Origin of the sequence: Streptomyces sp. CB02366, from assembly GCF_001905905.1 — a bacterium.
In the GTDB taxonomy this organism is placed as follows: Bacteria; Actinomycetota; Actinomycetes; order Streptomycetales; family Streptomycetaceae; genus Streptomyces.
The window spans coordinates 664,503-690,199 of record NZ_LIVT01000003.1; the positions used below are offsets into that span (position 1 = coordinate 664,503).

The following is a 25,697-nucleotide window of genomic DNA, read 5'->3' on the forward strand; positions in this document are numbered from 1 at the left end:
CCCGCTCGTAGAAAAGAGCACGTTCGTGACCAGCACCACCGCCCTCCCCCTCTTCGGGAAGGACACCGAGCCGGACCCGCCCGAGGTCCACCTCGGCATGGTCGCCGCCGCGGCCCGCCTCGTCGCCTACCGGGACGCCCACACCGGCGGCCTCCAGGCGCACCTCGTCGTGGCCTGCCCGTTCTGCGACCACCAGCACATCCACCCCGCCGGCCCCGCCGCGGCGCCGCGCACCTGCCCGCGCCGTTCCCGGTGCGTCGGCCGCCCGACCGGCGTCTACTACTTCCCGGCGGTGCAGCATGGCCGATGAGACCGCGTCGACCGCCGTCGACAAAGACCTGGTCCACCGGTCCCTGGCTTTCCAGTACCAGGATGTCCCCGGGCTGCTCAGCATTTGCAGTGACGCCGACCGGTGGGCCGGTCGCCGCTTCACCACCGACGAAGCAGGCATCACCTCCGCCGTCGACTACGTCCTCCAGCTCGACACTCGTGACCCGAAAGGGATCTACGCGCAGGTCACCACGCTCCGGGAGCACCCGCAGAAGGGACGCGGCGGAAAGGACCTCGCGCACGCCCTCTCGTACATCTGGGCGGACGGAGATTTCGGCGGCCTGGGGCACAAGCCCGGCCCCGACGAGATGCCCCACCCCGACGACGCCGACCATGTCCGCCAGATCGTGGCGTCGTCCGGGCTGCCCGAGCCCACCGGCTGGGTGCTGTCTGGCGGCGGGTTCAACCCCGTCTGGATGCTCGACACCCCGTACGTCATGGAGACCGCCGACGACCGGGCCCGCGTCGAGGCGATGACCGCCTCGGTGCAGACCATCCTCGGCGCCGCCGCCTACGGGCACGGCTGCACCTGGGACACCCAGGTCGGGAACCTCGACCGACTGATGCGCGTGCCCGGCACGGTCAACAGGAAGGGCGGACAGGCCCGGCCGACGGGCAGCGTGCCCGGCAGCGGACAGCCCTTGCCGTTGCAGCTGATGCACGAGCGGGTCGCTGTTCTGGAGCCCGCTGCCCGTGCTGCGTTGGAGAAGGCCGCCGCCGAGAAGCGCACCCGGCAGGACGCCCGGCAGGGGCGCCCCACTGTCCCGCCGCCGCGCGCCCGCGCGACGAGCACGGGCGGCAGCAGCGTCTTCGACATCATCGCGTCCATGCTCACCTTTCGGGACGTCTTGGAGCCCGCCGGGTGGACGTACCGCGGCACGTCCGGTGGCCGCGAGAAGTGGCTGCGTCCGGCCAGCTCGGAGGGCGCGGCCGAGAGCGAGCACAGCCTCATGTGCGACGACCACGTCGCGGTGAACTGGTCAGAACGGTCCGGGCTCCCGGTCGGACAGCAGCCATCCGGGCGGAAGCTCACTGTCCCCACCCTGTGGGCGCACCTGCACTACAACGGTGACGAGAGCGAGGCCGCGCGGGACGTGCTGCGCGCGGCCTACGACCAGCCGTGCTCCTCGCCCGCGCGTGCGCTGCCCTCTCCCGTCCTGGCGCGGGTGAAGCAGCAGTGCCGCCCGCCGCGCGCTGAGCACTCCAGCCCCCCGCCGCCTGCGGACCTCTGGGGGCCGGGCCAGCTGATCGAACCGGAGCCCGAGCACGACCGTCCGGGCGACGATCAGCCGGAGCCGAAGGCTCACCCTGGGCTCCTGCCCGAGACGTTCTGGAGTGCCCGCCGCGTGTTCCAGCACATCCGGCAGGCCGCGCACGCCGAGGGCTCCAGCGGCGACGTGCTGTTCTTCTCGCTCCTCGCCCGCATGTCGGCGATGGTGTCTCACCGCATCGCAGCCGTGTCGGGCATCGGCGGTCGCGCGTCGCTGAACATGTTCGTCGCGGTCGTCGCCGCGTCCGGAGGCGGCAAATCGATCGGTACGAAAGTCGCCCGTTCCCTGCTTCCGCCGCTCGACCCTGAGTTCCGCGACGGCCTCCCGATCGGCTCCGGCGAGGGGATTGCTGAAGCGTTCATGGGCACGGTCGACGAGGAGACTGGCGAGATCCACGCCAAGGGCCCCCTCAAGGGCGACCCCGTCACGCGGAAGGTCCGGAAGCAGGTACGGCACAACGCCTACTTCTACGTGGACGAAGGCCAGACCCTGGCCAGCTTGGCGGAGCGCGCCGGCAGCGTACTGGGCGAGACGCTGCGCCGTGCCGCGATCGGCGAGACCCTCGGCCAGACCAACGCCTCCGAGGAGCGCACCCGGTACGTGGCGGCGGGCTCCTACAGCCTCGGCATGGTCGTCGGCTTCCAGCCTTCGACGGCCATGCCGGTCATCGCCGACGCCAGCACCGGCACCCCGCAGCGCTTCCTCTGGGCCTGGGCCGCCGACCCGTCGATCCCCGACGAGCCGCCCACCTCGCCCGGCCCGCTGCCAGTCAACCCTGCCTCCATCCAACCGATGGACGACCTCAGCATCGTGCTCCCCGAGCGCATCCGGCGGATGCTCTGGGCCGAGCACGTCGCACGGAACCGCGGCGAGCTGGAGATCGACGAACTCGACGGCCACGCCAACCTGATGAAGGTGAAGATCACCGCTCTCCTGGCCCTGCTCGACGGCGGGCGCGTCAACGCCACCGAGGAAGACTGGGAACTCGCCGAGGTTGTCTGGCGGTCCTCGTGTACCGTCCGCGCCGCGCTGATCCAGCGAGCCGCTCGTGAAGCAGAAGCGGCCCGACGGCGGGAGGAGGACGCCAAGGTTGCGCAGGAACTGCGCTCGCACCAGGCGAAGAACGACACGGACCGCAGCCTGGAGCGCATTGCCCGGCTCGTGAAGAAGCACGCGTCAGCCGTCGGCGGCATCACCTTCGGTGAGCTGAACCGTCGACTCAGAAGCAGCGACAGGCCGTTCCTCCGGCGGTCTGTCGAGGTGGCTGAGACCCGCGACTGGGTGTTCGTGGAGGGGGATCGGGTCTGCGTCCAGACGGAATGAGCGATGTGGACATGTGGACGCGTGGACAGATGTCCACGTCGTCCCGTCGCTCATTTTCTCACTCGCCTAACTAGTACATAAAGGGACATAACAATGAATTATTTCACTCCCGCGACGCGAGACGGGCCCATGTGGACGCCGTCCACGTTGTCCACGTCCACATCCGCGTCCACACCTTCTGGAGCAACAGTCATGACCTACGCCATGCACGCCACCGTCGCCCTCGCTCCCGCCGAGCCCGGCTGGAGCGTCACCGTCACCGACCTGTCGGACGGCGACACGATCGTCTGCCCTGTGGTGGCCTGGGCCTCCGTCGTCACCGGCCTCGATGACACCGGCGCAACACAGACCGAGCTCTTCCCGGCCTTCTTCGCTCACGGACGTATCTGGACCAGCCCGGAGTACCCCGTCGGCCCGGACCCCGTCGTCGTGCCGCCCTCCTCCTGAACGTCAACTAGCCCCGGCCCGATCGCTTCCGCGGCACCGCGGAAGCGATCGGCACCCCCAAGGAGAAGCCCTGATGTCCTCCGAGACCGCTGCCGTCGCCGCCCTCGCCCGCGTCCAGGCCCTGCACCGCGACGACGGAACCGGCTGGTGCCCCGAAGAGCCCTTCATCCGCTGGCCCTGCCCCACCGCCCGCGCCATCAACGGCACGACCTCCCCGGCCCCACCGGCGCACGCGCTGCGGGCCGTCCCCAACCCTCCGAAGGAGACCCCCTGATGGCAGGCGAGACAACCATCACGATCGTCGGCAACCTGGTCGACGACCCCGAGCTCCGCTTCACCCCGGCCGGTGCCGCCGTCGCGAAGTTCCGCGTCGCCTCCACCCCCCGCGTCTTCGACCGGCAGACCAGCGAGTGGAAGGACGGCGAGGGCCTGTTCCTCACCTGCTCGGTGTGGCGGCAGCAGGCCGAGAACGCCGCCGCCACCCTGGCCCGCGGTATGCGGGTCATCGTGCAGGGCCGGCTGAAGCAGCGGTCCTACGAGGACCGTGAGCAGGTGAAGCGCACGGTGTACGAGGTCGACGTCGAGGAGGTCGGCCCGTCGCTGCTGCGCGCCTCGGCCGCGGTCACGAAGAACCCGTCCGGGAACGGCGGCCAGGCGCAGGGCGGCGGCGCGTGGGCCGGGGCCACGCCCGCTGAGCAGCAGCAGTCCGCGCAGCAGGGCGGCAGGTGGGGCAGCAACCAGCCCACCCCGGCCGCCGCCTCGGGCTACTCGGACGAGCCCCCGTTCTGATCAAGGAGACGAGCGATGCCCACCACCTGCCTGCTGTGCGAGCAGCCCGACGAGACCGGCAGCTACCTCTGCCCCGGCTGCACGAAGGCCACCCGCGTTCGTCTGGAGGGCCTGCCCGTCCTGTACCGCGGGCTCCGTGCGCTCCTCGCCCCGGCCAGCGGCGTCGGCCAGGGCCGCACGGGGAAGGGCGGCCCGGCGCCGATCCCCGTCTCCCTTGACATCCTCGACGTCCGCGGCCCCGGCGGCATGGTCGGGCTGCTGGAGTCCTGGGTCGACGCCGTCCGCCACGACCGCGGACGGCCCGAGCCCGCGCACACCGGGAGCCCCGAGGTGCGCGTCGGCCGGGCGTGCGGCGAGCTGCTCCGGCACATGCCGTGGATCGCCGTGTCGTGGCCCGAGGCCGGCGAGTTCGCCGGGGAGATTCGGGAGTTGGCCCGGTCGGTGGCGTCGATGATTCGGCCGCCCGCACCCGAGCGCGGTACCCGGGTGGGGAACTGCCAGTCGGTCGACGTGAGCGGCACGATCTGTGGTGCGGTGTTGTGGCTGGCCCCGGGCGAGCAGGTCGTGCACTGCGGGTGGTGCGGGATGAACTGGCCCCCGGCGACGTGGACCCAATTGAAGAGGTGGATCGACGAGGACGTGAAGGCCCACAGTGCGGCGTAGCGCTCGACTGTCACGCACCTGCGTGATAGCGTCTGCCCCATGAACACGAAGCCCTGGCGGCTACGGGTTCGCGAGGAGGACGAGCTGCTGGAACAGCTCCGAGCCCAGACATCCGCAGCAGCCGAACGACGCGCGGCGGCCTTCGCAGAAGGCGTCGCAGAGCTGGGCTCGGTCTACAAGGTCGCCAAGGCGCTGGACAAGCCCTGGACGACCGTGGACCAGGCAATCAAGAAGCACGGCATGGCCAAGCCACGCCCCGACACAACTCCATAACGCAGAGCGGGAGCCGGCCAACAGCTCCCCCCGGTGCTGGAACACCGGAGGGGCGCGCGCGTCGACCGACTCCCTGACGCACCGGAGCGCTGACACGCCCCGGCACTAACCCACGAACGAGATTGGACCTCGTCATGGATGCTCCGAATCGTATTGCACTGCAATACGAAACCGGGAGCGGCGGCGCCTTGCCCGCCCGCCGCCTCATCGCCGTCGGCACCATCACCCGCCACGGCGGCCGCATCACCACCGTCCGCGCCACCGAGACCGGCGTCACCGGCACCATCCGCCCCACCGGCGGTGCCCGATGACGACCAACTTCGACACCGCGCTCCACCAGTTCCTCGCCGAACCGTCCCGCGCGCAGCAGATCCTCACCGCCGTCGCCTCCGCCCTCCGCAGCGAGGACCCGTTCGAGCCCCTCACCCTCGACATGGTCAACGACTACCTGCGCGGCGCCGCCCTCGTCATCACCGACGGCCTGCCCGACATCGTCGCCGACGAGACCATCCGGCACGCCGCCCGCGCGCTCCCCAGCATCTTCGAGCGAGAGACCGCCGACGCCTACGCGCTGCGCCTCCTCCAGATCGCGAGGAGCGTCTGATGAGCGACACCACCGCCGACCTCCGCGCCCTCCTCGACGCGGTCCTCGACGCGATCGACATCCCGCACCCGGCCACGACCGGTGACTCGGACACCTACCGGGCCGTCCTCGACCGCCGCCTCGGCCTGGCCGTCATCGTGGGCCGCGCCGCCCTCGCCGAGGGCCCCGACAGCGTCGCCTGGAACACCGCCTACCTCCGCCGGAAGCTCGCCGAGCACCCGCCCACCGGGTACCGCCACTACGCGGACACGGAGACCGGCCGATGAGCGCCCCGCGCACCGTCACGGTGCAGACCAGCGACCTGGGCGCGGTCACCGTGCCGGAGCCCACGTGGTGCGCCGGCCACGCCGAGCAGCCCGTTGAAGCGCTCGTCGACCTCGGCCACCGCGGCACCGAGCACGCGCTCGGCCGCCCCGGCGACCCCGTCGGCATCGCGTTCGTCTCCCAGCACCCGCACGGCAACGGCCCCCGCGAGATCGGCCTGTTCGTCGAGCAGACCGCCCTCGCCATCACCCTCGGCCCCGACGCCGCGCGGGGCCTGGCCGACGACTACGAGACCGCGGCCGCACAGCTCCGGCGCCTCGCCGACTGGCTCCACATCCTCCAGGCCGGTGAGCGCCGATGAACCGCCCCGCCCCCGTCCAGGCGCTCGCCGCCGGAGCGGCCGTCGTTACCGTCCTCCTCACCGGCGCCGCGTTCTGGCTCTCCTACGAACACCTGCACGACGTCGCCAACGGCAACGGCCTCGACGGCGAACGCGCCTGGGTGTGGCCGGCCACCGTCGACCTGTTCATCATCGCCGGGGAGCTGCTCATGCTCCGGGCCGCGCTCCGCAACCAGGTCGACCCCTGGGCCATCGCCCTCGCTGCGACCGGGTCGCTCGGCTCAATCGCCCTGAACGTGGCCGGGGTCGGTGACGGCGCGCAGCCGATGGAGTACATCGTCGCCGCCGTCCCGCCAGTCGCCGCGCTCCTGGCGTTCGGCGCGCTGATGCGCCAGGTCCACGAGGCGCTCGCCGCCGCGCGGCCGGCGGCCGAGCTGGTCACCTCGGCGGTCATGGCGGCCGTGCAGGTGCCCGACCGCCCGGCACCCGAGGTGGTCCCGTCCGGGGTGCGGCTGCTGCCGGTGGTTGCCCGCCCGGTGATCACCCCGCCGCCCGCCGTGCCGGTCATCCGCCCGGTGCCCGAACCGGTACCCGCAGGCGTCCGGCTGCTCCCGATCGTCTCCACTAAGGTGACCACCCCCGAAGCGCCGCCCGTACCGGCCGAGCCGCCGACGGTCACCCTCGAACGCCTCACCCCCGCCACCGGGCAGCCGGTCACCCGGCCGGTCACCGTCGAGGAGTTCCGCCCCATCGCGTGGCCCGCTGCCACCCTTCCCGGTGCCACCGTCGCAGTCCGCAAGGTGACCGCCGCCGTGGCCGCCGAGGAGCCCCGGCAGGTGGTCACCGTCCCGGTCACCATCACCCCGTCCGAGCTGCGGAAACAAGCCCGTGCGCTGAACCGGCAGGTGGTCAGGGAGACCGGACGCCCGGTGACCATTGAACGCCTCCGCGAGGAGTACGGGCTCTCCCGCCGCGACGCCACCGACCTGCGTCGCGAGATCGTCGACAGCAGCCGGTCATGATCACGTACCACGGGCTCGGCTACTACGGCCTCTTCGCCGCCCTCGGCACCCTCGCACTCCTGCGCCTGCTGCCCACCGGATCCCGCGCGCACCGCCTCCTCACCCAGGCGCTCCTCGCCGCCCTCATCGTCACCGCCGCCATCGTCGGCCTCTCGTACTGAAGGACCACACCGTGAAGACCAGCCTGCTCGCCGCCATCGACACCGCCGCCCAGCACACCACCGCCGCAGCAGCCCCCACCGCCGTATCCGGCGGCTCCGTCCCCATCAGCGTCCTGCTGATCATCGGCCTGTCCGGCGTCGCCTGGTGGATGTTCAAGCACGGCGACAAGAACAAGAAGCTCCACATCCCGCCCGCCATCGTCTGCATCGGCCTCGGCCTGTCCATGTCCGGCACCCAGATCGGAGCCATGGTCAGCCAGCTCTTCGCCTCCATCGCCCAGATGGTCGCCACCTTCGCCAGCAACGCCTGACCCATGAACACCGCCGAGTCCGAGGCCGACACCCTCGAACTGCCGCCCGTCCCCGAGTTCGGGAGCGGGCGGCCCCGGTGGGCAGCCCAGCGCATCCACCCCCGGCGCCTCGCCCGCGGCCACCTCACCCAGTGGGCCCGCCTCAAGGCGTGGACCATCGCCACCGGCCACCCCACTCGGGCCCGGACCGTTGCGGCCCGGGCCGCCGGCCTCGGCTTCGCCGCCCTCGTGGTGTGGCGGACCGCGAACCAGGAGCCCCGCCTCCTGACCGTCGCCGCCGGGGCCTACGCGATAAGCGCCTGGAGGGCCGGCCGCCCCGTCCCACCCAGCGAGGACGACCTGAAGCGCCGCGTCGTGGAAGGCGTTGCCCACCTCATCGGCGACCAGCCCGCCATCTTCCTCGCCGACGTCTACACCGCGTTCCAGAACCGGCCCGCCGCCCAGCACCTCGACGACGCCCGACTCCGCGCCGTCCTCGTCCACTGCGGGGTCACCATCCACCGCAGCGTCCGCGTCAGCCCCACCCAGACCGGGCGCAGCGGCATCAAGCGCACCGACATCGAAGCCCTCCTCTCCCCCGGCCCCGTAGACACCCCTCTTCAGGACGTAGACGCAGGTCAGCCGGACCGAGAAGGGGCCGTAGAGCTGCCAGAAGGGGCTGTAGAGCAGCCCGTAGACCGCGTCTGACGGCTGCCCGACCCGCCCGCGTGAGAGGGGCGGTGAGGGGAGCCGGACAGCCCGGCGACCACCAGAAGGGAACCCCCATGGCCACCCAGAACTACTACGCCGCGGTCCACGTCCGGACCGCCTCCGGCGACCTGGCCACCATCTACCACGACACGTCCGGCCCGGTCGGCATGCCGGCCTCGCAGGTCCGCGCCGCCGCCGAAAAGGCCGCCCTGCGCCAGATCCCCGACGGCACGATCGAAGGCTCCCGGGTCAGCACCGACGGCAAGCACCACTGACCGCACGGCACACACCCCGGGGCGGCCGACTCACTGCCAGGCGACCGGCCGCCCCGGACCCCATCCCCAACCACGAGACAGGACGCACAGCATGGCACTGGAGAAGCAGATCAGCATCGGCGACCTCGTCCGCCGCAACGCCGCGAGCCAGCAGAAGCGGGCCGCCGAGAAGACCGGATCCACCCCCACCGGCCAGCAGCAGAAGGGACGATGACCACATGGCAGGCAAGGCAATCCTCATGGTCGACAGCCACACCTCCAAGTGCACCCGCTGCGGGAAGGGAGCGCACATTCAGGACACCCACCACACCCGGCTGCTCTCCGGCTGGGGCACCCCTGACCCCGATGCCCGGCCGTGCGGCGAGCGCTTCGTCGCGATCTCCACGCTTCGACTGGGAGTCACGGCAGAGGACCTGCGGGCTCTGCGCCCCGACCTCCCCGCCTACGCAGCTGGCGACCTCCCAGCCGACCTGAAAGGGTCTGCGAGGTGACTGTCACACCCCCGCAGTAGCCTGGCCCGCATCAGCACACCCATCCAGATCGCGAGCTGGCTGCCGCGCTACGGGACCAAGGCCCCGGCCGTCACCACGACGACCGGGGCCTCCTCACGCCACAATGAGTCCATGACCCTCGTCGACCTCTACGCCGCCCACGCAGCCACCGGCATCCGCCCCGGCACCCTCCGCGTCTGGCTCCACCGAGGCAAGATCACCCACCACGGTCACGACCGCCACGGCCGCACCCTCGTCGATCTCGAAGAGCTACCCACCGCCACTGTCAACGCCGCTTGACGCACACGATCACCCGGTGTAACACTCAAGGGGCGTTCGGCGTGCCCACACACCGCCAACACCCCAGGCCCCGCCCCATGGACGGGGCCTTCGTCATGCCGGGAGGTGCCCATGGCCGGTAACCCGCGCAACGGCAGGCCCTACCGCCGCCTGGTCGCCGCCGTGAAAGCCCTCGGTGACCCGTGCGCCCGCTGCGGCCACAACATCGACCCGGCTCTGGACCCGCGGCACCCGCTGTCCTTCACCCTCGACCACGTGGTGCCCCTCTCCCGCGGCGGGGACCTCCTCGACCCGGCCAACGCCCGCAGCATGCACCGCCGCTGCAACAGCGCGAGAGGGAACAGGATGGGCCCGCAGCCCCTCAAGACCACACGGCGGTGGTGAGACGATGCAGGGCATGGACGACCTCGTGCAGTTCCTCCGCGACCGCCTCGTTGAAGACCAGCGGGAAGCCGCAGCCGCGAGCCCCGGCCCGTGGCATGTCGACGCGGAAGCCGACGAAGTGCTCGCCGTCGACGACATCGTGGTGGCCGAGGGCTTCGCCCTGAGCGGCCGACAGCTGCGCGCGACCACTCGTCACATCGCCCGCCACGATCCGGCCCGCGTCCTGCGCGAGGTCGAGGCCAAGCGGCAGCTCATCGACTGGGTGCTGCGCTGGCCCATGCGTCCCGCTCCACCCTCGTCGGTGGACGGGGTGCTGGAGCGGCTCGCCCTGCCGTACTCCGACCACCCCGACTACCAGGACACGTGGCGGCCCTGACGCTGGAGGTGACGCCGTGCTCATCGTCGTCACCGGCCCGCCCGGCGCGGGGAAGTCCACCTGGATCCAGGGCCACGCCAAGGCCCGCGACATCGTCATCGACATGGACCTCATGGCCCTCGCGATGGCCGGCCCCGGCGCCGACCACCACGACCACCCCGAGGTCCTCCTCAAGGTCGTGCACCGCGCGAGGTTCGCCGCCATCCGCGAGGCGTGCCAGCACCTCGACACCACCGACGTCTACCTCATCCAGACCCTCCCCTCCGCCCGGCAGCGCGCCGAGTACAAGCGGCTCAAGGCGAAGGTCATCGTGGTCGACCCGGGGCGGGACATCGTCATGCAGCGCATCGAGGACATGCGCCAGCCCGGGATGAAGGCCGTCGCCACCAAGTGGTACCGGGCCCACCGAGGGCAGTCACGGACAGCGATGCCCCAGGCCACCCGGCGGTGGTGACCCGGCGTCACCAGGGGTGAGTAGCAGGGTGTGACCGGCCCCCGGGGAGCCCTCCGAGACCGGCGGCCGAGGGCTCACCCATGATCCATCCGGGCCAGCGCGGCCATTCTTTGAGGTCAGGGGCGGGCGACCCAAAAGCCCTTGTCGCCCGGTTTTTTACACGGGGTCTGTCGATCGCTAATCGCCCGAGCTTCAACGCTAGACCAATTAGTGACTCTGCGTGATGTGACCGTGGGTGACGGGGGTGATCATGTCAACCGTCGCCGAAGCGATCACCGCCGAAATCGATCAACTCGGCATCGCCGACAAGCACCCTGGCCTGGCACAACTCGCCGTCACGCTCGCCACTTCCGTCGATGATCCGGGCAACGCGACCGCTCAGGCCAACGCCGCGCGGGAGCTACGCGCCGTGATGGAGGACCTGCGGAAGCTGGCGCCGCCCGCCAAGGACCTGGACCGCGTCGACGAGCTGGCCAAGAAGCGGGAGGACGGTCTTGTCCGTGCCCGCCGAGCCTGAGCTGAAGGGCGTCCAGACGCCCCGCCTGTTCACCGCGCCGCCCGTCTTCCAGTCCTCGGCTGCCCAGGAGGCGGTGGAGTTGGCCGCACTGGCGGGGCTGGAGCTGTTCCCGTGGCAGCAGCACGTCCTGGACATCGGGATGCGCGAGCGGGCCGACGGGAAGTGGTCGGCCTTCGAGTGCTGTGTGAACGTGCCGAGGCAGAACGGCAAGGGCGGGATCATCGAGGCGCGTGAGCTGGCCGGGCTGTTTCTGCTGAAGGAACACCTGATCGTCCACTCCGCGCACGAGTTCAAGACCAGCCGTGTCGCGTTCCAGCGGATCCACTCGCTCATCATGGGTACCCCTGACCTGCGGAAACGTGTGAAGCGTGTCCTGAATAACACCACGGAGACGTCGATCACCCTGGTGACGGGGCAGAGCTTGCAGTTCATCGCCCGCTCTGGTGGCTCCGGCCGTGGCTGGACGGGCGACCTGAACATCCTCGACGAGGCGATGTCGCTGGGTGACGACGCGATGGGCGCCCTGATGCCGACCGTGTCCGCGGTCCCGAACCCGCAGCTGTGGTACCTGGGCAGCGCCGGGATCGGCGGCCCGTCCGTGCAGCTGGGGCGTCTGCGGCGGCGCGCCCAGGCCGCCCTGGAGGCCGGGATACCCGATCCCTCACTGGCCTACTTCGAGTGGTCGGTCGACCCGCACGTGGACGAGTGCCCGTCCGGCTGCACGGATCACGACGGGACCGGCGACCCGGTGTCGTGGGCGAAGTCGAATCCTTCGCTCGGCTACCTGATCAGCCACGAATACCTCCGCAACGCCTGCGCTTCCATGGGTGGCGGCATCTTCGAGCGCGAGCACCTCGGTGTGGGCACGTACCCGTCGGACGAGGCGGACACGTGGCAGGTCATCGGGGAGGACGCCTGGCGCTCCCTCGCCGCGGCGGAGTCGGCTCCGGAGGGCGAGGTCGTGTTCGCGATCGACGCGACCCCCGAGCAGGACCATGCGGCCATCGCGGTCGCCGGGCGGTGGCGCGGGGGCACGCACATCGAGATCGCCCACCACCAGCCGGGGATGAGCTGGGTGGTGGCGAAGGCGAAGCGGATGCAGGAGGAGCACAAGCCGCGGTGCTGGGTCGTCGATGCGGGGGGCCCGGCGGGGTCGCTCATCCAGGAGCTGGAGGAGGAGCTGGGCATCAAGGTCGTGTCGCCGAAGATGCGCGAGGTCGCGATGGCGGCCGGCCAGTTCTTCAACGCGGTCGCCGACCAGTCCATCTCTCACATCGACCAGCCGCTCCTTGCGACGGCGCTGGCGGGCGCGCAGAAGCGTCCGCTGGGTGATGCGTGGGCGTGGGCGCGGCGCGGCGGCGGCGTCGACATCAGCCCGCTGGTGGCGGCGACGAACGCGAAGTGGGGCCTCGGGGTCGAGGTCGAGGACGACGTCGACCCGCTGGACAACATCTTCTGAGAGGGGGCCACATGACGAAGGCGCAGATGGCCGGCTCCCTGGCCGCGGCGGCAGGGTGGTGCCTGGCCCGGCTGCCCGGTGCGGCGGGCGCCGTGCTGGTGTCCGCGGGCGCGTGGATGGTGTACGCCCCGGCGGGCCTGGCGGTGGCCGGCGGGTTCTGCCTGGCGGCTGACTGGAGGCGGGCGCGATGAGCCTGTTCTTCCGCGGCCGTGAGCGGCGGGCGCCGTTCTCCGAGCCGGAGATTCCGCGCCCCTCCGCGCTGGGCCGCTCGTTCGCCCGGGTCGACCTGTCGCGCAGCGAGGCGTCGTTGCAGAAGGTCGCGGTGTGGTCGGCTACCGACCTGATCGCGAGCCTGGTGTCGACGCTGCCGCTGGACGTGTTCCAGGGGCAGGGCAAGAACCGCCGGGAGGTCGAGCCGCCGAGGGTCCTCACCGACCCGGGCGGGGACGGGTACGGGCGGGGTGACTGGCTGTACTCGTACATGATGTCGCTGCTGCTGCGCGGCAACGGCAACGGGCAGGTCGGTGACCGGGACCGGCTCGGGAACCCCACGCTGATCGTGCTGTACCACCCGGACGAGGTGGTCGGGTGGCGGGACGAGAAGACCGGACTGCCCCAGTGGCGGGTTGCCGGGCAGAAGGTCCCGGCCGAGGACATGTGGCACCAGCGGGCCTACCCGGCGCCCGGCCGGCTGATGGGCCTGTCCCCGGTCGAGCACCACGCCGGGACGATCGGCCTCGGCATCGCGGCCAGCAGGTTCGGGATGCAGTGGTTCGCGGACGGGGCGCACCCCTCGGGGATGCTGACCAACGACCAGGGCCTGGACGCGAAGCAGGCGGCCACCGCGAAGCAGCGATTCCTGGCGGCCCTCACCGGGAGCCGTGAGCCGCTGGTGCTGGGCAAGGGCTGGAAGTACCAGCAGATCCAGGTGTCCGCGAACGAGTCGCAGTTCCTGGAGACGCAGCGGTACACCGCGGCGGAGTGCGCCCGCATCTACGGGCCGGGCATGCCGGAGATCCTCGGCTACGACACCGGCGGGTCGATGACCTACGCCAACGTGGAGCAAAGGTCCCTGGACCTGCTGACCTACAGCATCGACCGGTGGCTGGTGCGCGGCGAGAACATGTTCACCTCCCTGCTGCCGCCGGGCCAGTACGCCAAGTTCAATCGGGCGGCGCTGTCCCGCACGGACTTGCTGACCCGGGTGCGGGCCCACGCGATCGCGTTGCAGAACCGGTGGCGGGTCGTGAACGAGGTCCGTGACCTGGAGGACCTGACGCCGGTGGAGTGGGGCGACAAGCCGACCGATGCCGCGGCGCCGAAGGTGCGGATCGATGACTAGCGAAGGGGGCGCGATGAGCGTCAAGAGCGACCGGGCGACCGCGTCCGGCACGGTCCGCCGTGCGTTCCCGGTGCAGCTGGAGGTCCGCGCGAAGGCCGGGGCCTCCGCGGTGTCCACGGTGCAGGGGTACGCCTCGGTGACCGAGGAGCCGTTCGAGATGTGGGACTGGCTGGGGATGTACCACGAGGTGGTGCGCTCCGGCGCGTTCGGCAAGACGCTGGGCGAGAACCCGCAGGTGCAGCTGCTGCTGAACCACGGGGGCCTGGCGATGGCGTACACGAAGGCCGGGACACTGCGCCTGTCGGAGGACTCCACCGGCCTGCACATGGAGGCGGACGTCTCCACCAAGCGCAACGACGTCAGCGACATGCTGGCGGCCCTGGACGACGGCAGCGTGGACGAGATGTCGTTCGCGTTCCGGGTGACCCGCCAGCTGTGGTCCCCGGACTACGACCAGCGCGACATCATCGAGGTGGACCTGCACCGCGGTGACGTGTCCGTCGTGAACTTCGGGGCGAACCCCGCGACGTCGGTCGGCGCGGTGCGCGCGGCCGACTTCGACCAGATGGACGAGGCGGACGCCCGGGCGCTGTACGAGCGCCTTCAGCGCCGCCTGGAGCCCGCCCCCGCGGCGGTCTCCCACCCGCTGGACCTGTACCGGATGCAGGCCGAAGCACTCGGCCTGTAGCCACACCCGCCTGCCCCACCCTGCCGCGCCGGAGCCCACGCCGGAGCGGTCCTCGGCATGCCCGCGGACCGCCACCACCTGGGCCACCACCCGACCAGAGACCCGCAGGCGCGACCCATCACCACCAACCCTGAAGGGAGCGAGCCATGCTCGCCTACCTGCGTAAGCAGATGACGGCCGCGCTCGAAGCCCGGGCCGCGCTGAAGACCGAACTGGATTCCGTCCTCACCGCCCCGACGGCGGAGAACCGCAACCCGAACGAGGCCGAGGCCGCCCGGTTCGCGGAGAAGCGCGACGCGGTCAAGGCCAAGGACGCCGAGATCGAGGAGCTGTCCGCCCGCATCAAGGACCTGGAGGAGGACGAGAAGCGGGAGCAGCGCGCCGCCGAACTCCTCGCCCAGCACGGGCAGGCCGGAGAGCGCCGCGAGCGCGTCACGGTCACCTCGGAGCCGGAGACCTACCGCAAGGGCGGACAGCAGTCCTACTTCCGCGACCTGTACCGGGCGACGCAGAAGGGCGACACGGCTGCGGCCGAGCGTCTCCAGCGCAACGACCGCGAGGTCATGGAGCAGCGGGCCGTCACCACCACCGACGGCAGCATGGGCGAGTTCGTGCCCCCGCTGTGGATGGTCAACGACTACGTGGCCCTGGCCCGGGCCGGGCGGGTCGCCGCCGACCGTGTGCGGCACCAGCCGCTGCCGGCGGGCACCGACTCCATCAGCCTGCCCAAGGTCGCCTCCGGCACGGCGGTCGCCGAGCAGGCCGCACAGAACACGTCGGTGCAGAACACCGACGCCACCCTGACCAGCGTGACCGCGTCAGTGGCGACGATCGCCGGTCAGCAGACCGTGCCGCAGCAGCTGCTCGACCAGTCCCCGATCAACGTCGACAGCATCCTGCTGGCGGACCTGGCGGCCGACTACGCGGTCAAGCTGGACACGTTCGTCCTGACGAACAACGCGGCGAACAAGCGGGGCCTGCTGGCGGTGCCCGGCGTCAACGCCGTCACCTACACCGACGCCACCCCCACCACGGCCGAGCTGTACCCGAAGGTCGCCGACGGCATCCAGCTCATCCACACCAACCGGCTGATGCCCGCGGACACGATCCTGATGCACCCGCGCCGGTGGGCGTGGTTCACCGCGCAGGTCGACACCCAGGGCCGGCCGCTGGTCGTGCCGGTGACGAACATGCCGCAGAACGCGCTGGCCGCGATGGAGGGCGTGAACTCCGAGGGGTTCGTGGGCACGCTCCAGGGCCTGCCGGTGTACGTCGACCCGAACATCCCGACCGGGCTCGGGGCGGGCACCAACGAGGACCGCATCCTCATCCTCCGTGCGGACGACGTGATCCTCTTCGAGGGCTCCCCGCGGGCCGAGGTGTTCCGGGAGACGAAGGCCGACCAGCTGTCGGTGCTGCTGCGGTTCTTCAACTACGCGGCCCTGCACTCGGAGAGGTACCCGAAGTCCATCTCGGTCCTCGCCGGCACGGGCCTGATCGCCCCGACGTTCTGATCCCCCTGGCCGCCGGGCGCTCCTGCCCGGCGGCCCCTTCGCGGAAGGAGCAGCCGTGGCTGCACGCAAGAGCACACCGCCCGCGCCCGAGCCCCCGGAGCCGGACGTCGTGGACGAGGACCAGGTTGAGGCGGAGGAGCGGCCCGCGCCCACCGCGGTGGAGGTCGCCTACGTCGAGGCGCTCCGCCGGGAGCGGGAGGGCTACACCCGCTACGGGCGCGAGGACCGGGTCGCTGCCGTCGAAGCCGAGCTGAAGCGGCTCGGCGCCCCGCTGGAGCGCGCGGTCACCCGCCCGCCCGAGACCGCCTAGGAGGTGGCCCGGTGGCGCTCCTCACCCTGGCCGAGGCCAAGGCCCAGCTCGACTACGACGGCGACGCCAACGACACAGAGATCCAGGCGTACATCGACGCGCTGACCCCGGTCATCGAGCTGCACACGGGCCCGGTGGAGAACCGGACGGTGACCGAGACGGTGACCGGCCGGGGCCCGCTGCTGGCACTGACGAAGGTGCCCGTCGTCTCCCTCACCTCCCTCACCCCCCGGCTCTCCTCCGGCAGGGCCGTCGATGTCTCCGAGGTGGTGCTCGATCCGGACGCCGGCGTCGTCCGCCGCCTGGACGGGGCGTCGTGGTCCGGCGGGCCGTGGACGGCGGTGTACGTGGCCGGGCGGGGCGAGGTCCCGCCGACCATCAACCTCGCGGCCCGGATCCTGCTGCAACACCTGTGGCGCACCCAGTACGGGGCAGCGCGGGGCGGCGGCGGGGCCGACGACTACAGCGTCACCGAGCCGGTCATCGGCTACGGGTACGCGATCCCGAACCGGGTGCTGCACCTGCTGGAGCCGTTCAAGGCCCCGCCCGGGTTCGCGTGATGGCGACGTCTGCGGCCCCGGCCGCGATCGACGCGCTGCTCACCATCCTGCCCGCGGCCCCCGGGCTGGCCGGGGCGCGGATCATCGACGGGCCGCCGGGGGTGAATTTCACCGAGCGGTTCCGGATCTACGTCGGCTACTCGCCGGGCTCCGACCAGGCGGCCGAGATCCAGCAGTCGTTCGCTGGGGCGGGCGCCCGGCAGCGCGACGAGGACGGCCTGATCGCCTGCTACGCCGAGGCGCGCGGCGGCGACAAGGACATGCGGCTGCGCCGCAACCAGGTCTTCGGCCTGCTGGCCGAGGTCGAGAACGCGCTGCGCGGGACGGCCGCGGCCCCCGAGGCCCCGACCCTAAACGGGGCGGTGCTGTGGTCGGAGGTGACCGCCGGCTCCCTCGTCCAGTCGCAGGAGAACGGGGCCTACGCCGGGCTCGGCTTCACCGTGGCGTACCACGCCCGTATCTGATCACCACCAACCAGGAGGACAGCCATGGCGCGAGTGCGCTTCATCGGCCCGGAGCCGGTCACCGTGCCGGAGCTCGGCGGCCGTGAGATCCAGCCCGACGAGATCGTCGAGGTGCCCGACCAGCGGTTCGAGGGCTACGTCTGCCAGACCTCGACGTGGGAGTCGATCGAGGAGCCGCGCGACTGGGTGTGGCCGGAGGAAGAGGCGCAAGCCGCGCCGGAGTCAGCGCCGGTAGCGGCTCTCGCTGCGCCCCCGGTCGAGCCCTCGCCGGCCCCGAAGAAGACCGCTGCGGCCAAGGCCGCGTCCAGCTCGAAGGAGGGCTGACCCATGGCGATCGGATCGGGTCTGGGCGCCCAGATGGGGATCGCGGCCGAGTCGGCCTACGGCACCTATGTGGCGCCGACGAAGTTCATCGAGTTCACGAAGGAGTCCCTTCAGCTCAAGAAGACCACGGCGCAGTCCGCGGGGATCGCGGCGAACCGGCTGGTGCCGCTGTCGTCGCGGCGCGTGGTGACGCAGCGGCAGGCGTCCGGGTCGCTGGAGATGGAGGTCACCAACAAGGCGATGGGCCTGCTCTTGCAGTCGCTCATGGGGACCTCGGTGACTCCGGCCCAGCAGGCGGCGACGTCGGCTTATCTCCAGACGCACGTCCTCGCGGACACGGTCGGCAAGAGCCTCACCATCCAGAAGGGCGTGCCCCTCACCACGGGCACGGTCACGCGGAAGAACTTCCTGGGCTGCAAGGTCATCAGCGCGGAGTTCTCGTGCGAGGTCGGCGGGATGCTGACCGCCAGCTTCGAGATCGACAGCAAGGACGTCGAGGAGACGTCCGTCCTGGCGAGCGCGTCGTACCCGGCGATGGCTCCGTTCCACTTCGGGCAGATGAGCCTGAAGACCGGGGTGTTCGCATCCGAGGTGGCGCGAAGCGGGGTCCGCAAGGTCAGCGTCAAGATCGAGCGCCCGCAGGCCACCGAGCGGTTCTACGCCGGGGCGGCCGGGCTGAAGGCGGAGCCGATCGCGAACGACCAGGTCAAGATCAGCGGGTCGATCGAGATGGACTACGTCGACACGGTCCTCGACGACCTGCACACCAGCGACGCGGCCACCGCCCTGGTGTGGGACTTCACCGGGCCGCTGATCGCCGCGACGCACTTCGAGCGGTTCACGATCAAGATCCCGGCGGTCAAGTTCGACGACGCGCCGCCGACCGTGGACGGCTTCGACGTGGTCAAGCCCACGCTGTCCTTCACCGGCCTGTACGACGGCACGAACAACACCGTCATCGAGTACATGTCCACGGACATCACCCTGTAGGAGGTGGCCCGGTGGCTCTCTCCTCCGTACAGATCACCGGCACCGGCCAGCTGCTGTCCGTGTCGCGGCAGCTGCGGGCGGCGGCCGGGCCCCCGGTGCAGCGGTCCTTCAGCCGCAGGATTCGGCGGGCGGCTGAGCCGCTGCACCGCGACATGCAGACCACCGTCCGCACCCTGCCGCTGGCCGCGGACGGCCGCCGGGCAGGGAGCCGCGGCGGCCCGTCGCCGACGTCCCGCCCGTTCCGGGCGACCTTGGCCGAGGCGGTCCGGATCAGCGTCCGCGCGAGCAGCAGCCCCGGCGCCCGGGTGTTCGTCGACAAGGGCCGCCTGCCCCGGGACATCTCCGTCGGGGTGCTCTACCAGCTGAACGACGGCAGGCTCCGCCACCCCGTGTTCGGCAACCGCAGCCGGTGGACCAACCAGCGCACCCCCGCCATGTGGTGGGACCGCACGGTCCGCGAGCACACCCCCCGTATGCAGGCCGAGGTCGCGCGCGTCCTGGACGACGTGGCCCGGCACCTCACCTAGGAGCAACGTTGATCATCATCTACACCCCCGAGGGCGGCGAGTCCGAGCGCCTCGACGCGGGCCGTCTACGCGCGAGCGAGATCCAGATCGCCGAGCGGACCGCGGACCGGCCGTGGGACGTGCTGAAGGCGGGCCTGCTCGACGGCGACGTCACGGCGGTGCGGACCCTGGCCTGGGTCATCAAGAAGCGCACGGACCCCTCGCTGCGGTTCAACGCGTTCGACCCGTTCGAGGACGAGCTGGCCGTCCGGCTCGACTCCCGCGAGACCCACGGCTACGCGAAGGAGATGTTCGAGCGGTACGGCCACGATCCGGAGGAACTGGCCGGCGCGTGGGCCGAGCTGCGCCAGGCGGCCGATGACCCGGCTGTCGCGGAGGCCGCGATCAAGGAGCAGACGGACGGCCCAAAAGCCGGAGCCGCGCCGAGTGGTTCGGTGACCTCCGAGACGGATACCTCGGGCTCCTCGCCTTCCACTTCGGCTACACCCCCGACGACGTCGACCAGCTGACGGTCGACGACTTCTACCTGCTCACCGGCTGGATCGACCGGCACCAGGCCGCCGTCGCGGCGCAGACCACCGGAGGTGAGTGATGGCGGAACGGCGCCTTGCGTTCGTGCTCGACGGCCGGGACCGGCTGTCCCCGGTGTTCCGCCGGGCCGGAGAGTCCGCAGAGGACTTCCGGCGCCGGGTGGAGTCGTCCGCGTCCGGGGCGTCGGGGGCGGTGCGCGCGTTCACGGCAGACGCCGACGGGCGGCTGCGGGGGCTGGACGGCCGGTTCGTGTCCACGTCGGTGGCGACCCGCCGCCTGGGCGGGGACATGGGCCGCCTGGTGCCCTCGCTGCGCGGCGCGTCCGGCGGGGCCGAGGACCTCGCCAGGTCGGGCAGTCGGCTCGGCCCGGTGCTGTGGGGGGTGGCCGGGGCGCTCGGCCTGTCGTTGCTGCCCGCGCTGGGCGCGGTCGTGCCGATGGCGGCCGGGACCGGGCTCGCCCTGGGCACCCTGGCCCTCGGGTTCTCCGGGGTCGGTGAGGCGGCGGCCCTGGCCGGGGAGGACCAGGAGGAGTACGCCAAGGCCCTGGCCAAGCTGTCCCCCGAGGCCCGGACCTTCACCAAGGAACTCGTCTCGGTGAAGGGCGAGTTCTCCGACTTCGGCAAGAAGATCCAGGCGGCGATGCTGCCCGGGTTCACGAAGGGGCTGAAGGAAGCACGGCCCGTCGTCGACATCGTCGGCCGGGGCATGACCGGGTTGGGTAAGGGCTTCGGTGACGCGGCGGCCGGCGCGGGCAGGCTGTTCAGGTCGGGCGGGTTCCAGCGGGACTTGAAGACCAACCTCGACCTGGGCCGCAGCTTCGTCCGCGAGATGACCGGCGGGGTCGGTTCGCTGGGTCGGAGCCTCCTCGACTTCGGGGCGAAGTCCGGGCCGACCCTCCGCTCGTTCTCCACCGGGTTGTCCGGGCTGCTGGGCAAGGGCGGCGGCGGGCTGGCTGGCATGTTCCGTGGGCTGGAGCCTGGGATCGCCGGGAGCGCCCGCCTCCTCGACGGGCTGTTCGGTGCGGTGAACCGCATCCTGCCCGCCCTCGGCCGGCTCGGCGGTGAGGCGGGCCGGACCTTCGGCCCGCTGTTCGGTGAGCTGTTCGAGTTCAGCGGCAAGGCGACGTCCGCCCTGATGGACGGGCTCGGCGTCGCGATCCGCTGGCTGTCGCCGGTCTTCAAGGACCTGAGCTTCGGCGTGAAGTCGGTGACGTCCGTCCTGTCGATCCTGGCCCCCACGGTCCGCGATACGGCAGGCGCGATCCTCGGGTCGTTCATGCCGTCGTTCGGGCAGGTCGACAAGGCGGTCGGCCCGCTCCAGCGGCTCTCGAACACGATCCAGGAGAACAAGGGCCGCATCCAGGAGTTCGCCCGGGTCGGCGGCAACGCCCTGATCACCGTCGCGGGTGCGGTCATCGAGCACCTGCCCGGCGCGCTGGGCGTTTTTCGCGTTTTCACTGGTGGGCTCATCACCGCGCTCGGCGGCGTGGTCAGTGGGTTCGCCCGCACCTTCGGGATGATCCCCGGTATCGGTGACAAGCTGAAGTCTGCGGACCGGTCGTTCCAGTCGTTCAAGGACTCGTACATCAGCGGCCTGAAGTCCGCCGAGGCGAAGACCCGGCAGTTCGCTGCCGACGCTCTGCCGAAGCTGGGCCAGGGCCAGCTGAAGATGAACATCAACAACTGGACGTCGCAGATCGAGACGGCCAAGGCCAAGCTGAAGACGGTCCCGCCGGACAAGCAGGCCAAGCTCCGTGCGGAGATCGGCGACCTTCAGCGGAAGGTGGCGTCCGCGCGGGCGGCGCTGTCGTCGCTGCACGACAAGACGGTCACGGTCACCACCCGGCACGTGGTGGTCGGCGGGCAGGCCCGCACGTCCGGGGCGCACGGCTCGCAGCTGAAGTACGCGGGCGGCGGCCTGATTCAGGGGCCCGGCACAGGCACGTCGGACAGCATCGACATCAAGGCCAGCCACGGCGAGTTCATGATGCAGGCCAAGTCCGTGAACAAGTACGGGCTGTCCTTCATGCGGGCGGTGAACGCTGGCACGCTGAACCTGCGGTCCGCGGCGTCCGGCGTTTCCAGCGGCGGGGCCAGTGGTCTGGCCGGTGCGGGTGCTGAGGCGGGCCGTGGTCTGTCAGCGGGCTTGCGCGGCGCGGCATCTGAGGTCGATATCTCGGCGCGGGTGATGGCGGCGGCGGTGACGTCCGGGGTCCGGGCGGAGCTGGAGATCGCGTCGCCGTCGAAGAAGATGAAGGCCCTGATGAAGGACGTCGGGAAGGGCCTGATCCTCGGGCTGACCGGCGAGAAGTCCAAGATCAAGGCGACCGCGCAGGATCTGGTCCGGGACATCTGGGCGGCGTGGAAGGGCGTCAAGACCAACAAGGACTCCCAGCTGGTCGCCCTGGTCACGAAGGACACGAAGAAACTCCAGACGCTCGCCTCCCAGCGGGACAAGATCGCCGCCCGGATCAAGGAGGCGAACGAGTACCGCGCCACCCTCAAGAGCAACGCGCAGCAGGCGGCCGGGCTGTCGTCGCTCGGGCTCCAGGACGAGGAGGTGACCGCCTCCAGCATCCAAGCCGGGCTGAGCGCCAAGCTCGCGAAGGTCAACCAGTTCGCCCGGTACGTCGCGAGCTTGGCGAAGCGGGGCCTGTCGAAGTCCCTGCTGCGGCAGGTCATCGACATGGGCCCGGAGCAGGGGTACGCCTACGCGTCCGCCCTGGCGGGCATGGGCACGGCCGCGCTGAAGGGCGTCAACGCCACGCAGAGCCACCTCGACAAGGCGGCGAACACGCTGTCCGGGCTCGGCGCGGACCTGATGTACGACTCCGGGAAGAACGCGTCGAAGGGCTACCTGGCGGGGCTCGACTCCCAGCAGGAGGCCATCGAGAAGCAAATGCTGAAGATCGCCAAGAGCATGGACAAGGCGATCCGCAAGGCCCTCGGGATCAAGAGCCCGTCGACCGTCATGGCGCAGCTCGGTCGGCACACCACGGAGGGCCTGGCCGTGGGGATGCGGGACCGGATGCCGGTCCTGGACCAGGCGCTCACCGCGGTCACCGACCGGGTGGCGTCCGCGCGCCCGGTCGTTGGCCGGGCCGCCGTCGTCGGGGCCGGGACGGGCGGGACGGTGATCCACGCGCACATCAAGGTCGAGTCGCTGGACCCGCTCGCCGCGGCCCGCGAGGTCCAGAAGGCTCTGCTGAAGTTGGGCCGGTCTCAGGGCACGGCCATCACGCTCAAGATCGGGGGGTGATCCAGTGCCAATCCTCGTAGAGGCGGGCTGGGGTGGGGTGGTCCAGTGGCCGTGGTCGATCACGTGGACGGACATCACCAACCGGCTCGACGTGATCCAGGGGGTGGCGATCACCCGGGGCGCGTCCGATGAGCTCTCGGAGACGCAGCCGGGCGGCTGCACAATGACCCTGGACAACCAAGACGGCGCGTTGACACCGGGCAACCCGAACAGCCCTTACGCCCCGTGGGTGCGGCGCAACACGCCGATCAGGGTGTCCGCCCTGGTGTACCCGGCCCGGACCGGCGCGGGCCCATGGCCGCTGTCGCAGCTCACGGACGCCTTCGATGATGGGCGCACCGACCCGACACTGTGGTCGGCGTCGGGCGGCACGGTGGAGACGGCGCAGGGTCTGCTGCGGCTGCCGCTGGTCCCGGGGGTGGTGTCCAGGTACACCAGCACCCGGCAGTGGAAGCTGGGCGGGAGCAGCTTCACGCTGAAGTTGGCGAAGGTGCCTGCGCTGGCGGGGTCGTCGGTGGCGTCGGTCAGCCTGTACCTGCACTCGGCCACCAGCGGCACCCGGTTCCGCTGGTACTACCACGCGGCGACCGCCGAGCTGCGGGCTCTGAACGAGGTGGGGTCGGCGGACGGGGCGGCGGTGGCCATCCCGTACTCCCCGATCGATCACGCGTGGGTCCGTATCCGGGAGACCGGCGGGCAGGTGCTGTGGGAGACCAGCCGGGACGGGTGGGACTGGACGGTACGCCGCAGCATCACCACCCCGGCGTGGGTGGGCAGCGACCTGGTGCAGGTGGAGTTGGCCGCGTCCCGGACGGGGGGCACCTCGGACCCGTGCGAGCTGGGCTACCTGGGTGCGCTGGTGCGGCCCCGGTTCTACGGCACGGTCAACGAGTGGCCGGTGAGCTGGAGCGGGCTGGCGAGCAGCGTCAGCATCTCCGCGACGGACCTGTTCAAGCGGCTCAACCGCCTGCCCGCCTTGCGCACCTGCCTGGTGGAAGAGATCGTCTCCAGCGAGCCGATCGCCTACTACCCGCTCACCGAGGCCACCGGCAGCACCGCAGCCGGGGACCTGTCGGGTACGACGGCCGGGCCGCTGACCGTGGCCCAGGTCGGTGCCGGCGGCACCCTTGATCTCGGCACGGCGGCCGGGCCCGCCGCGGCCACGGAGGCCCTGCCGCTCCTCACCCCGGCGTCGGCGACGGCCGGGAAGGTACTCGCATCGGATCTGGGCCAGGGGTTCCAGGACGCGTCCTCGCGCGGATGGTTGCAGCTGGAGTGCTGGTTCCAGACGAGCGTCCCGGGCCGGGTCATCTTCGGCATGTCCGGGGCCGGGGGCATGTCCCAGCAGGTGTGGTCCCTCTCTGCGTCCGGGGCGCTCCAGGCCGAGTCCGGCTGGGACGGGTTCCTGTCCGTGTCCACCGTGGCCAGCGGGAACTTGGCGGACGGGGCGTGGCACCACTTCGTGTACGACGAGGTGCTCCAGCGGGTGTGGGTCGACGGGGTGCTGAAGGCCAGCACCCCGGTGACGCTGGCCACCGAGCTGCGGCAGCTCACTGTCGGCGGGTACGCGGGGGCCCGGCTGTGGGCCGGGTCGATCGGGCACCTCGCCCTGTACGCGGTGCCGTACTCGGCGCCCATCGGCGCGGCCCTGGCCACGCACTACGCGGCGGGCATGACCGCGCACAGCGGGGAGACCGCCGACCTGCGGGTCGCACGGCTCGCCCGGTACGCGGGCGTCAGCAGCGTCACGATCCTCGGGTCCACGCACGACCCGGTCGCCGGGCAGGGCGAGGCCGGGTCCAGCGTGGTAGCCCGGCTGCGGGAGGTCGAGGCCACCGACTCCGGCCGCCTCTACGCCGAGCGCGACTATCTCGGCCTGGCGTACCAGTCCCGCGACCTGCGCTACAACCCGGACGCCGCCGACGAGACGTTCGTGATCGCCTACGCAGACCTGGAAACCACCCAGGTCGAGTTGGCCGATGACGACCAGAAGCTCGTCAACAGCATCGTGGCGACCCGGCCCGGCGGCGCCACGCAGAAGGTGGTGGCCAAGGACTCCATCTTGGCGTTCGGTCTGTACGAGCAGGACATGACGCTGCTGAAGACGTCGGACAACAGCGTGGTGGACGCCGCGTACTGGCGGATCAGCCGGTACGGCAACCCGCAGCCTGAGCTGCGCGAGGTGCCCGTCGAGGCGTTCACGATGCCGACCTACCTCGACATCCTCGACGCCGACATCTCCAGTTACTTCACCGTGTACGACCTGCCGGAGCAGGCACCCACCTTGGAAATGCGCGTCACGGTGGAGGGCTACTCCGAAACCATCGCCGAGAACTCCCACAAGATCCAGTTCCGTACCTCGGCCGCCGCCACCGACTCCGTGTGGGTGCTGGGCGATCCCGTGTACGGGCAGCTCGACTACACCACTCGCCTCGCCTACTGATG

Annotated in this window: 37 protein-coding genes; all 37 read left to right on the forward strand. The window is 71.2% G+C overall.

The window, feature by feature from the left end:
• Window positions 1–25: 25 nt before the first annotated feature.
• The 37 genes from AMK24_RS11540 to AMK24_RS11700 all read left to right on the forward strand — a co-directional run bounded on the left by AMK24_RS11540 (window position 26) and on the right by AMK24_RS11700 (window position 25,695).
• Window positions 26–310 carry a hypothetical protein gene (locus tag AMK24_RS11540; RefSeq protein WP_073767741.1) on the forward strand — a complete coding sequence of 95 codons (285 nt, stop codon included), beginning with the start codon at window positions 26–28 and terminating at the stop codon, window positions 308–310.
• Complete coding sequence (locus AMK24_RS11545; RefSeq protein ID WP_073767743.1) at window positions 300–2,924, forward strand: hypothetical protein; 2,625 nt, start codon at window positions 300–302, stop codon at window positions 2,922–2,924. Before AMK24_RS11540 ends, AMK24_RS11545 begins: the two co-directional genes overlap by 11 nt.
• Before the next feature lie 192 nt (window positions 2,925–3,116).
• Window positions 3,117–3,371 carry a hypothetical protein gene (locus AMK24_RS11550; RefSeq protein ID WP_073767745.1) on the forward strand — a complete coding sequence of 85 codons (255 nt, stop codon included), beginning with the start codon at window positions 3,117–3,119 and terminating at the stop codon, window positions 3,369–3,371.
• Between the two features lie 73 nt (window positions 3,372–3,444).
• Window positions 3,445–3,645: a hypothetical protein gene (locus AMK24_RS11555; RefSeq protein WP_073767747.1), complete on the forward strand. Its 201-nt coding sequence runs from the start codon at window positions 3,445–3,447 to the stop codon at window positions 3,643–3,645.
• Complete coding sequence (locus AMK24_RS11560; RefSeq protein WP_073767749.1) at window positions 3,645–4,160, forward strand: single-stranded DNA-binding protein; 516 nt, start codon at window positions 3,645–3,647, stop codon at window positions 4,158–4,160. The genes AMK24_RS11555 and AMK24_RS11560 overlap by 1 nt, the downstream gene beginning before the upstream one ends.
• 15 nt (window positions 4,161–4,175) lie before the next feature.
• On the forward strand, window positions 4,176–4,823 hold the full coding sequence (locus AMK24_RS11565) for a hypothetical protein (protein ID WP_073767751.1): 648 nt from the start codon (window positions 4,176–4,178) through the stop codon (window positions 4,821–4,823).
• 39 nt (window positions 4,824–4,862) lie between these two features.
• The gene (locus AMK24_RS11570; RefSeq protein WP_073767753.1) at window positions 4,863–5,096 is read left to right on the forward strand and encodes a hypothetical protein; all 234 of its coding nucleotides are present in this window, start codon (window positions 4,863–4,865) and stop codon (window positions 5,094–5,096) included.
• Window positions 5,097–5,284: 188 nt separating this feature from the next.
• Window positions 5,285–5,407 carry a hypothetical protein gene (locus AMK24_RS35160; protein ID WP_274535070.1) on the forward strand — a complete coding sequence of 41 codons (123 nt, stop codon included), beginning with the start codon at window positions 5,285–5,287 and terminating at the stop codon, window positions 5,405–5,407.
• Entirely contained in the window at window positions 5,404–5,700 is a 297-nt protein-coding gene (locus tag AMK24_RS11575; RefSeq protein WP_073767755.1) for a hypothetical protein, read from the forward strand. The genes AMK24_RS35160 and AMK24_RS11575 overlap by 4 nt, the downstream gene beginning before the upstream one ends.
• A complete protein-coding gene (locus tag AMK24_RS11580) occupies window positions 5,700–5,966 on the forward strand; it encodes a hypothetical protein (protein ID WP_073767757.1) in 267 nt (88 codons plus the stop codon). The genes AMK24_RS11575 and AMK24_RS11580 overlap by 1 nt, the downstream gene beginning before the upstream one ends.
• Window positions 5,963–6,325 carry a DUF6907 domain-containing protein gene (locus AMK24_RS11585; protein ID WP_073767759.1) on the forward strand — a complete coding sequence of 121 codons (363 nt, stop codon included), beginning with the start codon at window positions 5,963–5,965 and terminating at the stop codon, window positions 6,323–6,325. The genes AMK24_RS11580 and AMK24_RS11585 overlap by 4 nt, the downstream gene beginning before the upstream one ends.
• Window positions 6,322–7,326, forward strand: coding sequence for a DUF2637 domain-containing protein (locus tag AMK24_RS11590; protein ID WP_073767761.1), 1,005 nt, complete (start codon window positions 6,322–6,324; stop codon window positions 7,324–7,326). The genes AMK24_RS11585 and AMK24_RS11590 overlap by 4 nt, the downstream gene beginning before the upstream one ends.
• The gene (locus AMK24_RS33925; RefSeq protein ID WP_158072152.1) at window positions 7,323–7,487 is read left to right on the forward strand and encodes a hypothetical protein; all 165 of its coding nucleotides are present in this window, start codon (window positions 7,323–7,325) and stop codon (window positions 7,485–7,487) included. The genes AMK24_RS11590 and AMK24_RS33925 overlap by 4 nt, the downstream gene beginning before the upstream one ends.
• An 11-nt stretch (window positions 7,488–7,498) precedes the next feature.
• On the forward strand, window positions 7,499–7,798 hold the full coding sequence (locus tag AMK24_RS11595) for a hypothetical protein (protein ID WP_073767763.1): 300 nt from the start codon (window positions 7,499–7,501) through the stop codon (window positions 7,796–7,798).
• Between the two features lie 3 nt (window positions 7,799–7,801).
• Window positions 7,802–8,485: a hypothetical protein gene (locus AMK24_RS11600; protein WP_073767765.1), complete on the forward strand. Its 684-nt coding sequence runs from the start codon at window positions 7,802–7,804 to the stop codon at window positions 8,483–8,485.
• Between the two features lie 77 nt (window positions 8,486–8,562).
• Window positions 8,563–8,763 carry a hypothetical protein gene (locus tag AMK24_RS11605; protein ID WP_073767767.1) on the forward strand — a complete coding sequence of 67 codons (201 nt, stop codon included), beginning with the start codon at window positions 8,563–8,565 and terminating at the stop codon, window positions 8,761–8,763.
• A gap of 91 nt (window positions 8,764–8,854) precedes the next feature.
• Window positions 8,855–8,977, forward strand: a complete 123-nt coding sequence (locus AMK24_RS35165; RefSeq protein ID WP_274535071.1) for a hypothetical protein — start codon at window positions 8,855–8,857, stop codon at window positions 8,975–8,977.
• Between the two features lie 4 nt (window positions 8,978–8,981).
• The gene (locus AMK24_RS11610; RefSeq protein ID WP_073767769.1) at window positions 8,982–9,254 is read left to right on the forward strand and encodes a hypothetical protein; all 273 of its coding nucleotides are present in this window, start codon (window positions 8,982–8,984) and stop codon (window positions 9,252–9,254) included.
• Window positions 9,255–9,386: 132 nt separating this feature from the next.
• The gene (locus AMK24_RS34210; RefSeq protein ID WP_199876416.1) at window positions 9,387–9,554 is read left to right on the forward strand and encodes a hypothetical protein; all 168 of its coding nucleotides are present in this window, start codon (window positions 9,387–9,389) and stop codon (window positions 9,552–9,554) included.
• A gap of 111 nt (window positions 9,555–9,665) precedes the next feature.
• The gene (locus tag AMK24_RS11615) at window positions 9,666–9,938 is read left to right on the forward strand and encodes an HNH endonuclease (RefSeq protein ID WP_073767771.1); all 273 of its coding nucleotides are present in this window, start codon (window positions 9,666–9,668) and stop codon (window positions 9,936–9,938) included.
• A gap of 13 nt (window positions 9,939–9,951) precedes the next feature.
• Window positions 9,952–10,314 carry a DUF6221 family protein gene (locus tag AMK24_RS11620; RefSeq protein ID WP_073767773.1) on the forward strand — a complete coding sequence of 121 codons (363 nt, stop codon included), beginning with the start codon at window positions 9,952–9,954 and terminating at the stop codon, window positions 10,312–10,314.
• Window positions 10,315–10,330: 16 nt separating this feature from the next.
• Window positions 10,331–10,768 (forward strand): AAA family ATPase, encoded by a 438-nt coding sequence (locus AMK24_RS11625; RefSeq protein WP_073767775.1) that lies wholly within the window; start codon window positions 10,331–10,333, stop codon window positions 10,766–10,768.
• Between the two features lie 250 nt (window positions 10,769–11,018).
• On the forward strand, window positions 11,019–11,285 hold the full coding sequence (locus AMK24_RS11630) for a hypothetical protein (protein ID WP_242435160.1): 267 nt from the start codon (window positions 11,019–11,021) through the stop codon (window positions 11,283–11,285).
• The gene (locus tag AMK24_RS11635; protein WP_079190486.1) at window positions 11,269–12,744 is read left to right on the forward strand and encodes a terminase; all 1,476 of its coding nucleotides are present in this window, start codon (window positions 11,269–11,271) and stop codon (window positions 12,742–12,744) included. Before AMK24_RS11630 ends, AMK24_RS11635 begins: the two co-directional genes overlap by 17 nt.
• An 11-nt stretch (window positions 12,745–12,755) precedes the next feature.
• Window positions 12,756–12,935, forward strand: coding sequence for a hypothetical protein (locus tag AMK24_RS11640; RefSeq protein WP_073767777.1), 180 nt, complete (start codon window positions 12,756–12,758; stop codon window positions 12,933–12,935).
• Complete coding sequence (locus tag AMK24_RS11645; RefSeq protein WP_073767779.1) at window positions 12,932–14,086, forward strand: phage portal protein; 1,155 nt, start codon at window positions 12,932–12,934, stop codon at window positions 14,084–14,086. The genes AMK24_RS11640 and AMK24_RS11645 overlap by 4 nt, the downstream gene beginning before the upstream one ends.
• Complete coding sequence (locus tag AMK24_RS11650) at window positions 14,079–14,774, forward strand: HK97 family phage prohead protease (protein WP_199876417.1); 696 nt, start codon at window positions 14,079–14,081, stop codon at window positions 14,772–14,774. Before AMK24_RS11645 ends, AMK24_RS11650 begins: the two co-directional genes overlap by 8 nt.
• A 146-nt stretch (window positions 14,775–14,920) precedes the next feature.
• On the forward strand, window positions 14,921–16,288 hold the full coding sequence (locus AMK24_RS11655; RefSeq protein ID WP_073767783.1) for a phage major capsid protein: 1,368 nt from the start codon (window positions 14,921–14,923) through the stop codon (window positions 16,286–16,288).
• Between the two features lie 55 nt (window positions 16,289–16,343).
• Complete coding sequence (locus AMK24_RS11660; protein WP_073767785.1) at window positions 16,344–16,598, forward strand: hypothetical protein; 255 nt, start codon at window positions 16,344–16,346, stop codon at window positions 16,596–16,598.
• 11 nt (window positions 16,599–16,609) lie between these two features.
• Complete coding sequence (locus tag AMK24_RS11665; protein WP_073767787.1) at window positions 16,610–17,158, forward strand: hypothetical protein; 549 nt, start codon at window positions 16,610–16,612, stop codon at window positions 17,156–17,158.
• Window positions 17,158–17,622 carry a hypothetical protein gene (locus AMK24_RS11670; RefSeq protein ID WP_073767789.1) on the forward strand — a complete coding sequence of 155 codons (465 nt, stop codon included), beginning with the start codon at window positions 17,158–17,160 and terminating at the stop codon, window positions 17,620–17,622. Before AMK24_RS11665 ends, AMK24_RS11670 begins: the two co-directional genes overlap by 1 nt.
• A 24-nt stretch (window positions 17,623–17,646) precedes the next feature.
• Window positions 17,647–17,946 (forward strand): hypothetical protein, encoded by a 300-nt coding sequence (locus AMK24_RS11675; RefSeq protein ID WP_073767791.1) that lies wholly within the window; start codon window positions 17,647–17,649, stop codon window positions 17,944–17,946.
• Between the two features lie 3 nt (window positions 17,947–17,949).
• Window positions 17,950–18,936, forward strand: coding sequence for a phage tail tube protein (locus AMK24_RS11680; RefSeq protein WP_073767821.1), 987 nt, complete (start codon window positions 17,950–17,952; stop codon window positions 18,934–18,936).
• A gap of 11 nt (window positions 18,937–18,947) precedes the next feature.
• Window positions 18,948–19,463: a hypothetical protein gene (locus AMK24_RS11685; RefSeq protein WP_073767848.1), complete on the forward strand. Its 516-nt coding sequence runs from the start codon at window positions 18,948–18,950 to the stop codon at window positions 19,461–19,463.
• An 8-nt stretch (window positions 19,464–19,471) separates the two neighbouring features.
• On the forward strand, window positions 19,472–19,972 hold the full coding sequence (locus tag AMK24_RS11690) for a hypothetical protein (protein WP_073767850.1): 501 nt from the start codon (window positions 19,472–19,474) through the stop codon (window positions 19,970–19,972).
• Window positions 19,973–20,054: 82 nt separating this feature from the next.
• Window positions 20,055–23,252, forward strand: a complete 3,198-nt coding sequence (locus AMK24_RS11695) for a hypothetical protein (RefSeq protein ID WP_073767852.1) — start codon at window positions 20,055–20,057, stop codon at window positions 23,250–23,252.
• A gap of 4 nt (window positions 23,253–23,256) precedes the next feature.
• Window positions 23,257–25,695 (forward strand): hypothetical protein, encoded by a 2,439-nt coding sequence (locus AMK24_RS11700; RefSeq protein WP_073767854.1) that lies wholly within the window; start codon window positions 23,257–23,259, stop codon window positions 25,693–25,695.
• Window positions 25,696–25,697 lie beyond the last annotated feature (2 nt).

What these genes read in the sequence shown, in the direction of transcription:
- AMK24_RS11605 (WP_073767767.1), top strand. Translation starts at nt 8,563, where the DNA reads ATGGCCACCCAGAACTACTACGCCGCGGTCCACGTCCGGACCGCCTCC.
- AMK24_RS11580 (WP_073767757.1), top strand. Translation starts at nt 5,700, where the DNA reads ATGAGCGACACCACCGCCGACCTCCGCGCCCTCCTCGACGCGGTCCTC.
- AMK24_RS11560 (WP_073767749.1), top strand. Translation starts at nt 3,645, where the DNA reads ATGGCAGGCGAGACAACCATCACGATCGTCGGCAACCTGGTCGACGAC.
- AMK24_RS11585 (WP_073767759.1), top strand. Translation starts at nt 5,963, where the DNA reads ATGAGCGCCCCGCGCACCGTCACGGTGCAGACCAGCGACCTGGGCGCG.
- AMK24_RS11630 (WP_242435160.1), top strand. Translation starts at nt 11,019, where the DNA reads ATGTCAACCGTCGCCGAAGCGATCACCGCCGAAATCGATCAACTCGGC.
- AMK24_RS11675 (WP_073767791.1), top strand. Translation starts at nt 17,647, where the DNA reads ATGGCGCGAGTGCGCTTCATCGGCCCGGAGCCGGTCACCGTGCCGGAG.
- AMK24_RS11655 (WP_073767783.1), top strand. Translation starts at nt 14,921, where the DNA reads ATGCTCGCCTACCTGCGTAAGCAGATGACGGCCGCGCTCGAAGCCCGG.
- AMK24_RS11610 (WP_073767769.1), top strand. Translation starts at nt 8,982, where the DNA reads ATGGCAGGCAAGGCAATCCTCATGGTCGACAGCCACACCTCCAAGTGC.
- AMK24_RS11600 (WP_073767765.1), top strand. Translation starts at nt 7,802, where the DNA reads ATGAACACCGCCGAGTCCGAGGCCGACACCCTCGAACTGCCGCCCGTC.
- AMK24_RS11575 (WP_073767755.1), top strand. Translation starts at nt 5,404, where the DNA reads ATGACGACCAACTTCGACACCGCGCTCCACCAGTTCCTCGCCGAACCG.
- AMK24_RS11650 (WP_199876417.1), top strand. Translation starts at nt 14,079, where the DNA reads ATGACTAGCGAAGGGGGCGCGATGAGCGTCAAGAGCGACCGGGCGACC.
- AMK24_RS11550 (WP_073767745.1), top strand. Translation starts at nt 3,117, where the DNA reads ATGACCTACGCCATGCACGCCACCGTCGCCCTCGCTCCCGCCGAGCCC.
- AMK24_RS11640 (WP_073767777.1), top strand. Translation starts at nt 12,756, where the DNA reads ATGACGAAGGCGCAGATGGCCGGCTCCCTGGCCGCGGCGGCAGGGTGG.
- AMK24_RS35165 (WP_274535071.1), top strand. Translation starts at nt 8,855, where the DNA reads ATGGCACTGGAGAAGCAGATCAGCATCGGCGACCTCGTCCGCCGCAAC.
- AMK24_RS11570 (WP_073767753.1), top strand. Translation starts at nt 4,863, where the DNA reads ATGAACACGAAGCCCTGGCGGCTACGGGTTCGCGAGGAGGACGAGCTG.
- AMK24_RS11620 (WP_073767773.1), top strand. Translation starts at nt 9,952, where the DNA reads ATGGACGACCTCGTGCAGTTCCTCCGCGACCGCCTCGTTGAAGACCAG.
- AMK24_RS11590 (WP_073767761.1), top strand. Translation starts at nt 6,322, where the DNA reads ATGAACCGCCCCGCCCCCGTCCAGGCGCTCGCCGCCGGAGCGGCCGTC.
- AMK24_RS34210 (WP_199876416.1), top strand. Translation starts at nt 9,387, where the DNA reads ATGACCCTCGTCGACCTCTACGCCGCCCACGCAGCCACCGGCATCCGC.
- AMK24_RS11545 (WP_073767743.1), top strand. Translation starts at nt 300, where the DNA reads ATGGCCGATGAGACCGCGTCGACCGCCGTCGACAAAGACCTGGTCCAC.
- AMK24_RS33925 (WP_158072152.1), top strand. Translation starts at nt 7,323, where the DNA reads ATGATCACGTACCACGGGCTCGGCTACTACGGCCTCTTCGCCGCCCTC.
- AMK24_RS11695 (WP_073767852.1), top strand. Translation starts at nt 20,055, where the DNA reads ATGGCGGAACGGCGCCTTGCGTTCGTGCTCGACGGCCGGGACCGGCTG.
- AMK24_RS11680 (WP_073767821.1), top strand. Translation starts at nt 17,950, where the DNA reads ATGGCGATCGGATCGGGTCTGGGCGCCCAGATGGGGATCGCGGCCGAG.
- AMK24_RS11555 (WP_073767747.1), top strand. Translation starts at nt 3,445, where the DNA reads ATGTCCTCCGAGACCGCTGCCGTCGCCGCCCTCGCCCGCGTCCAGGCC.
- AMK24_RS11565 (WP_073767751.1), top strand. Translation starts at nt 4,176, where the DNA reads ATGCCCACCACCTGCCTGCTGTGCGAGCAGCCCGACGAGACCGGCAGC.
- AMK24_RS11615 (WP_073767771.1), top strand. Translation starts at nt 9,666, where the DNA reads ATGGCCGGTAACCCGCGCAACGGCAGGCCCTACCGCCGCCTGGTCGCC.
- AMK24_RS11645 (WP_073767779.1), top strand. Translation starts at nt 12,932, where the DNA reads ATGAGCCTGTTCTTCCGCGGCCGTGAGCGGCGGGCGCCGTTCTCCGAG.
- AMK24_RS11670 (WP_073767789.1), top strand. Translation starts at nt 17,158, where the DNA reads ATGGCGACGTCTGCGGCCCCGGCCGCGATCGACGCGCTGCTCACCATC.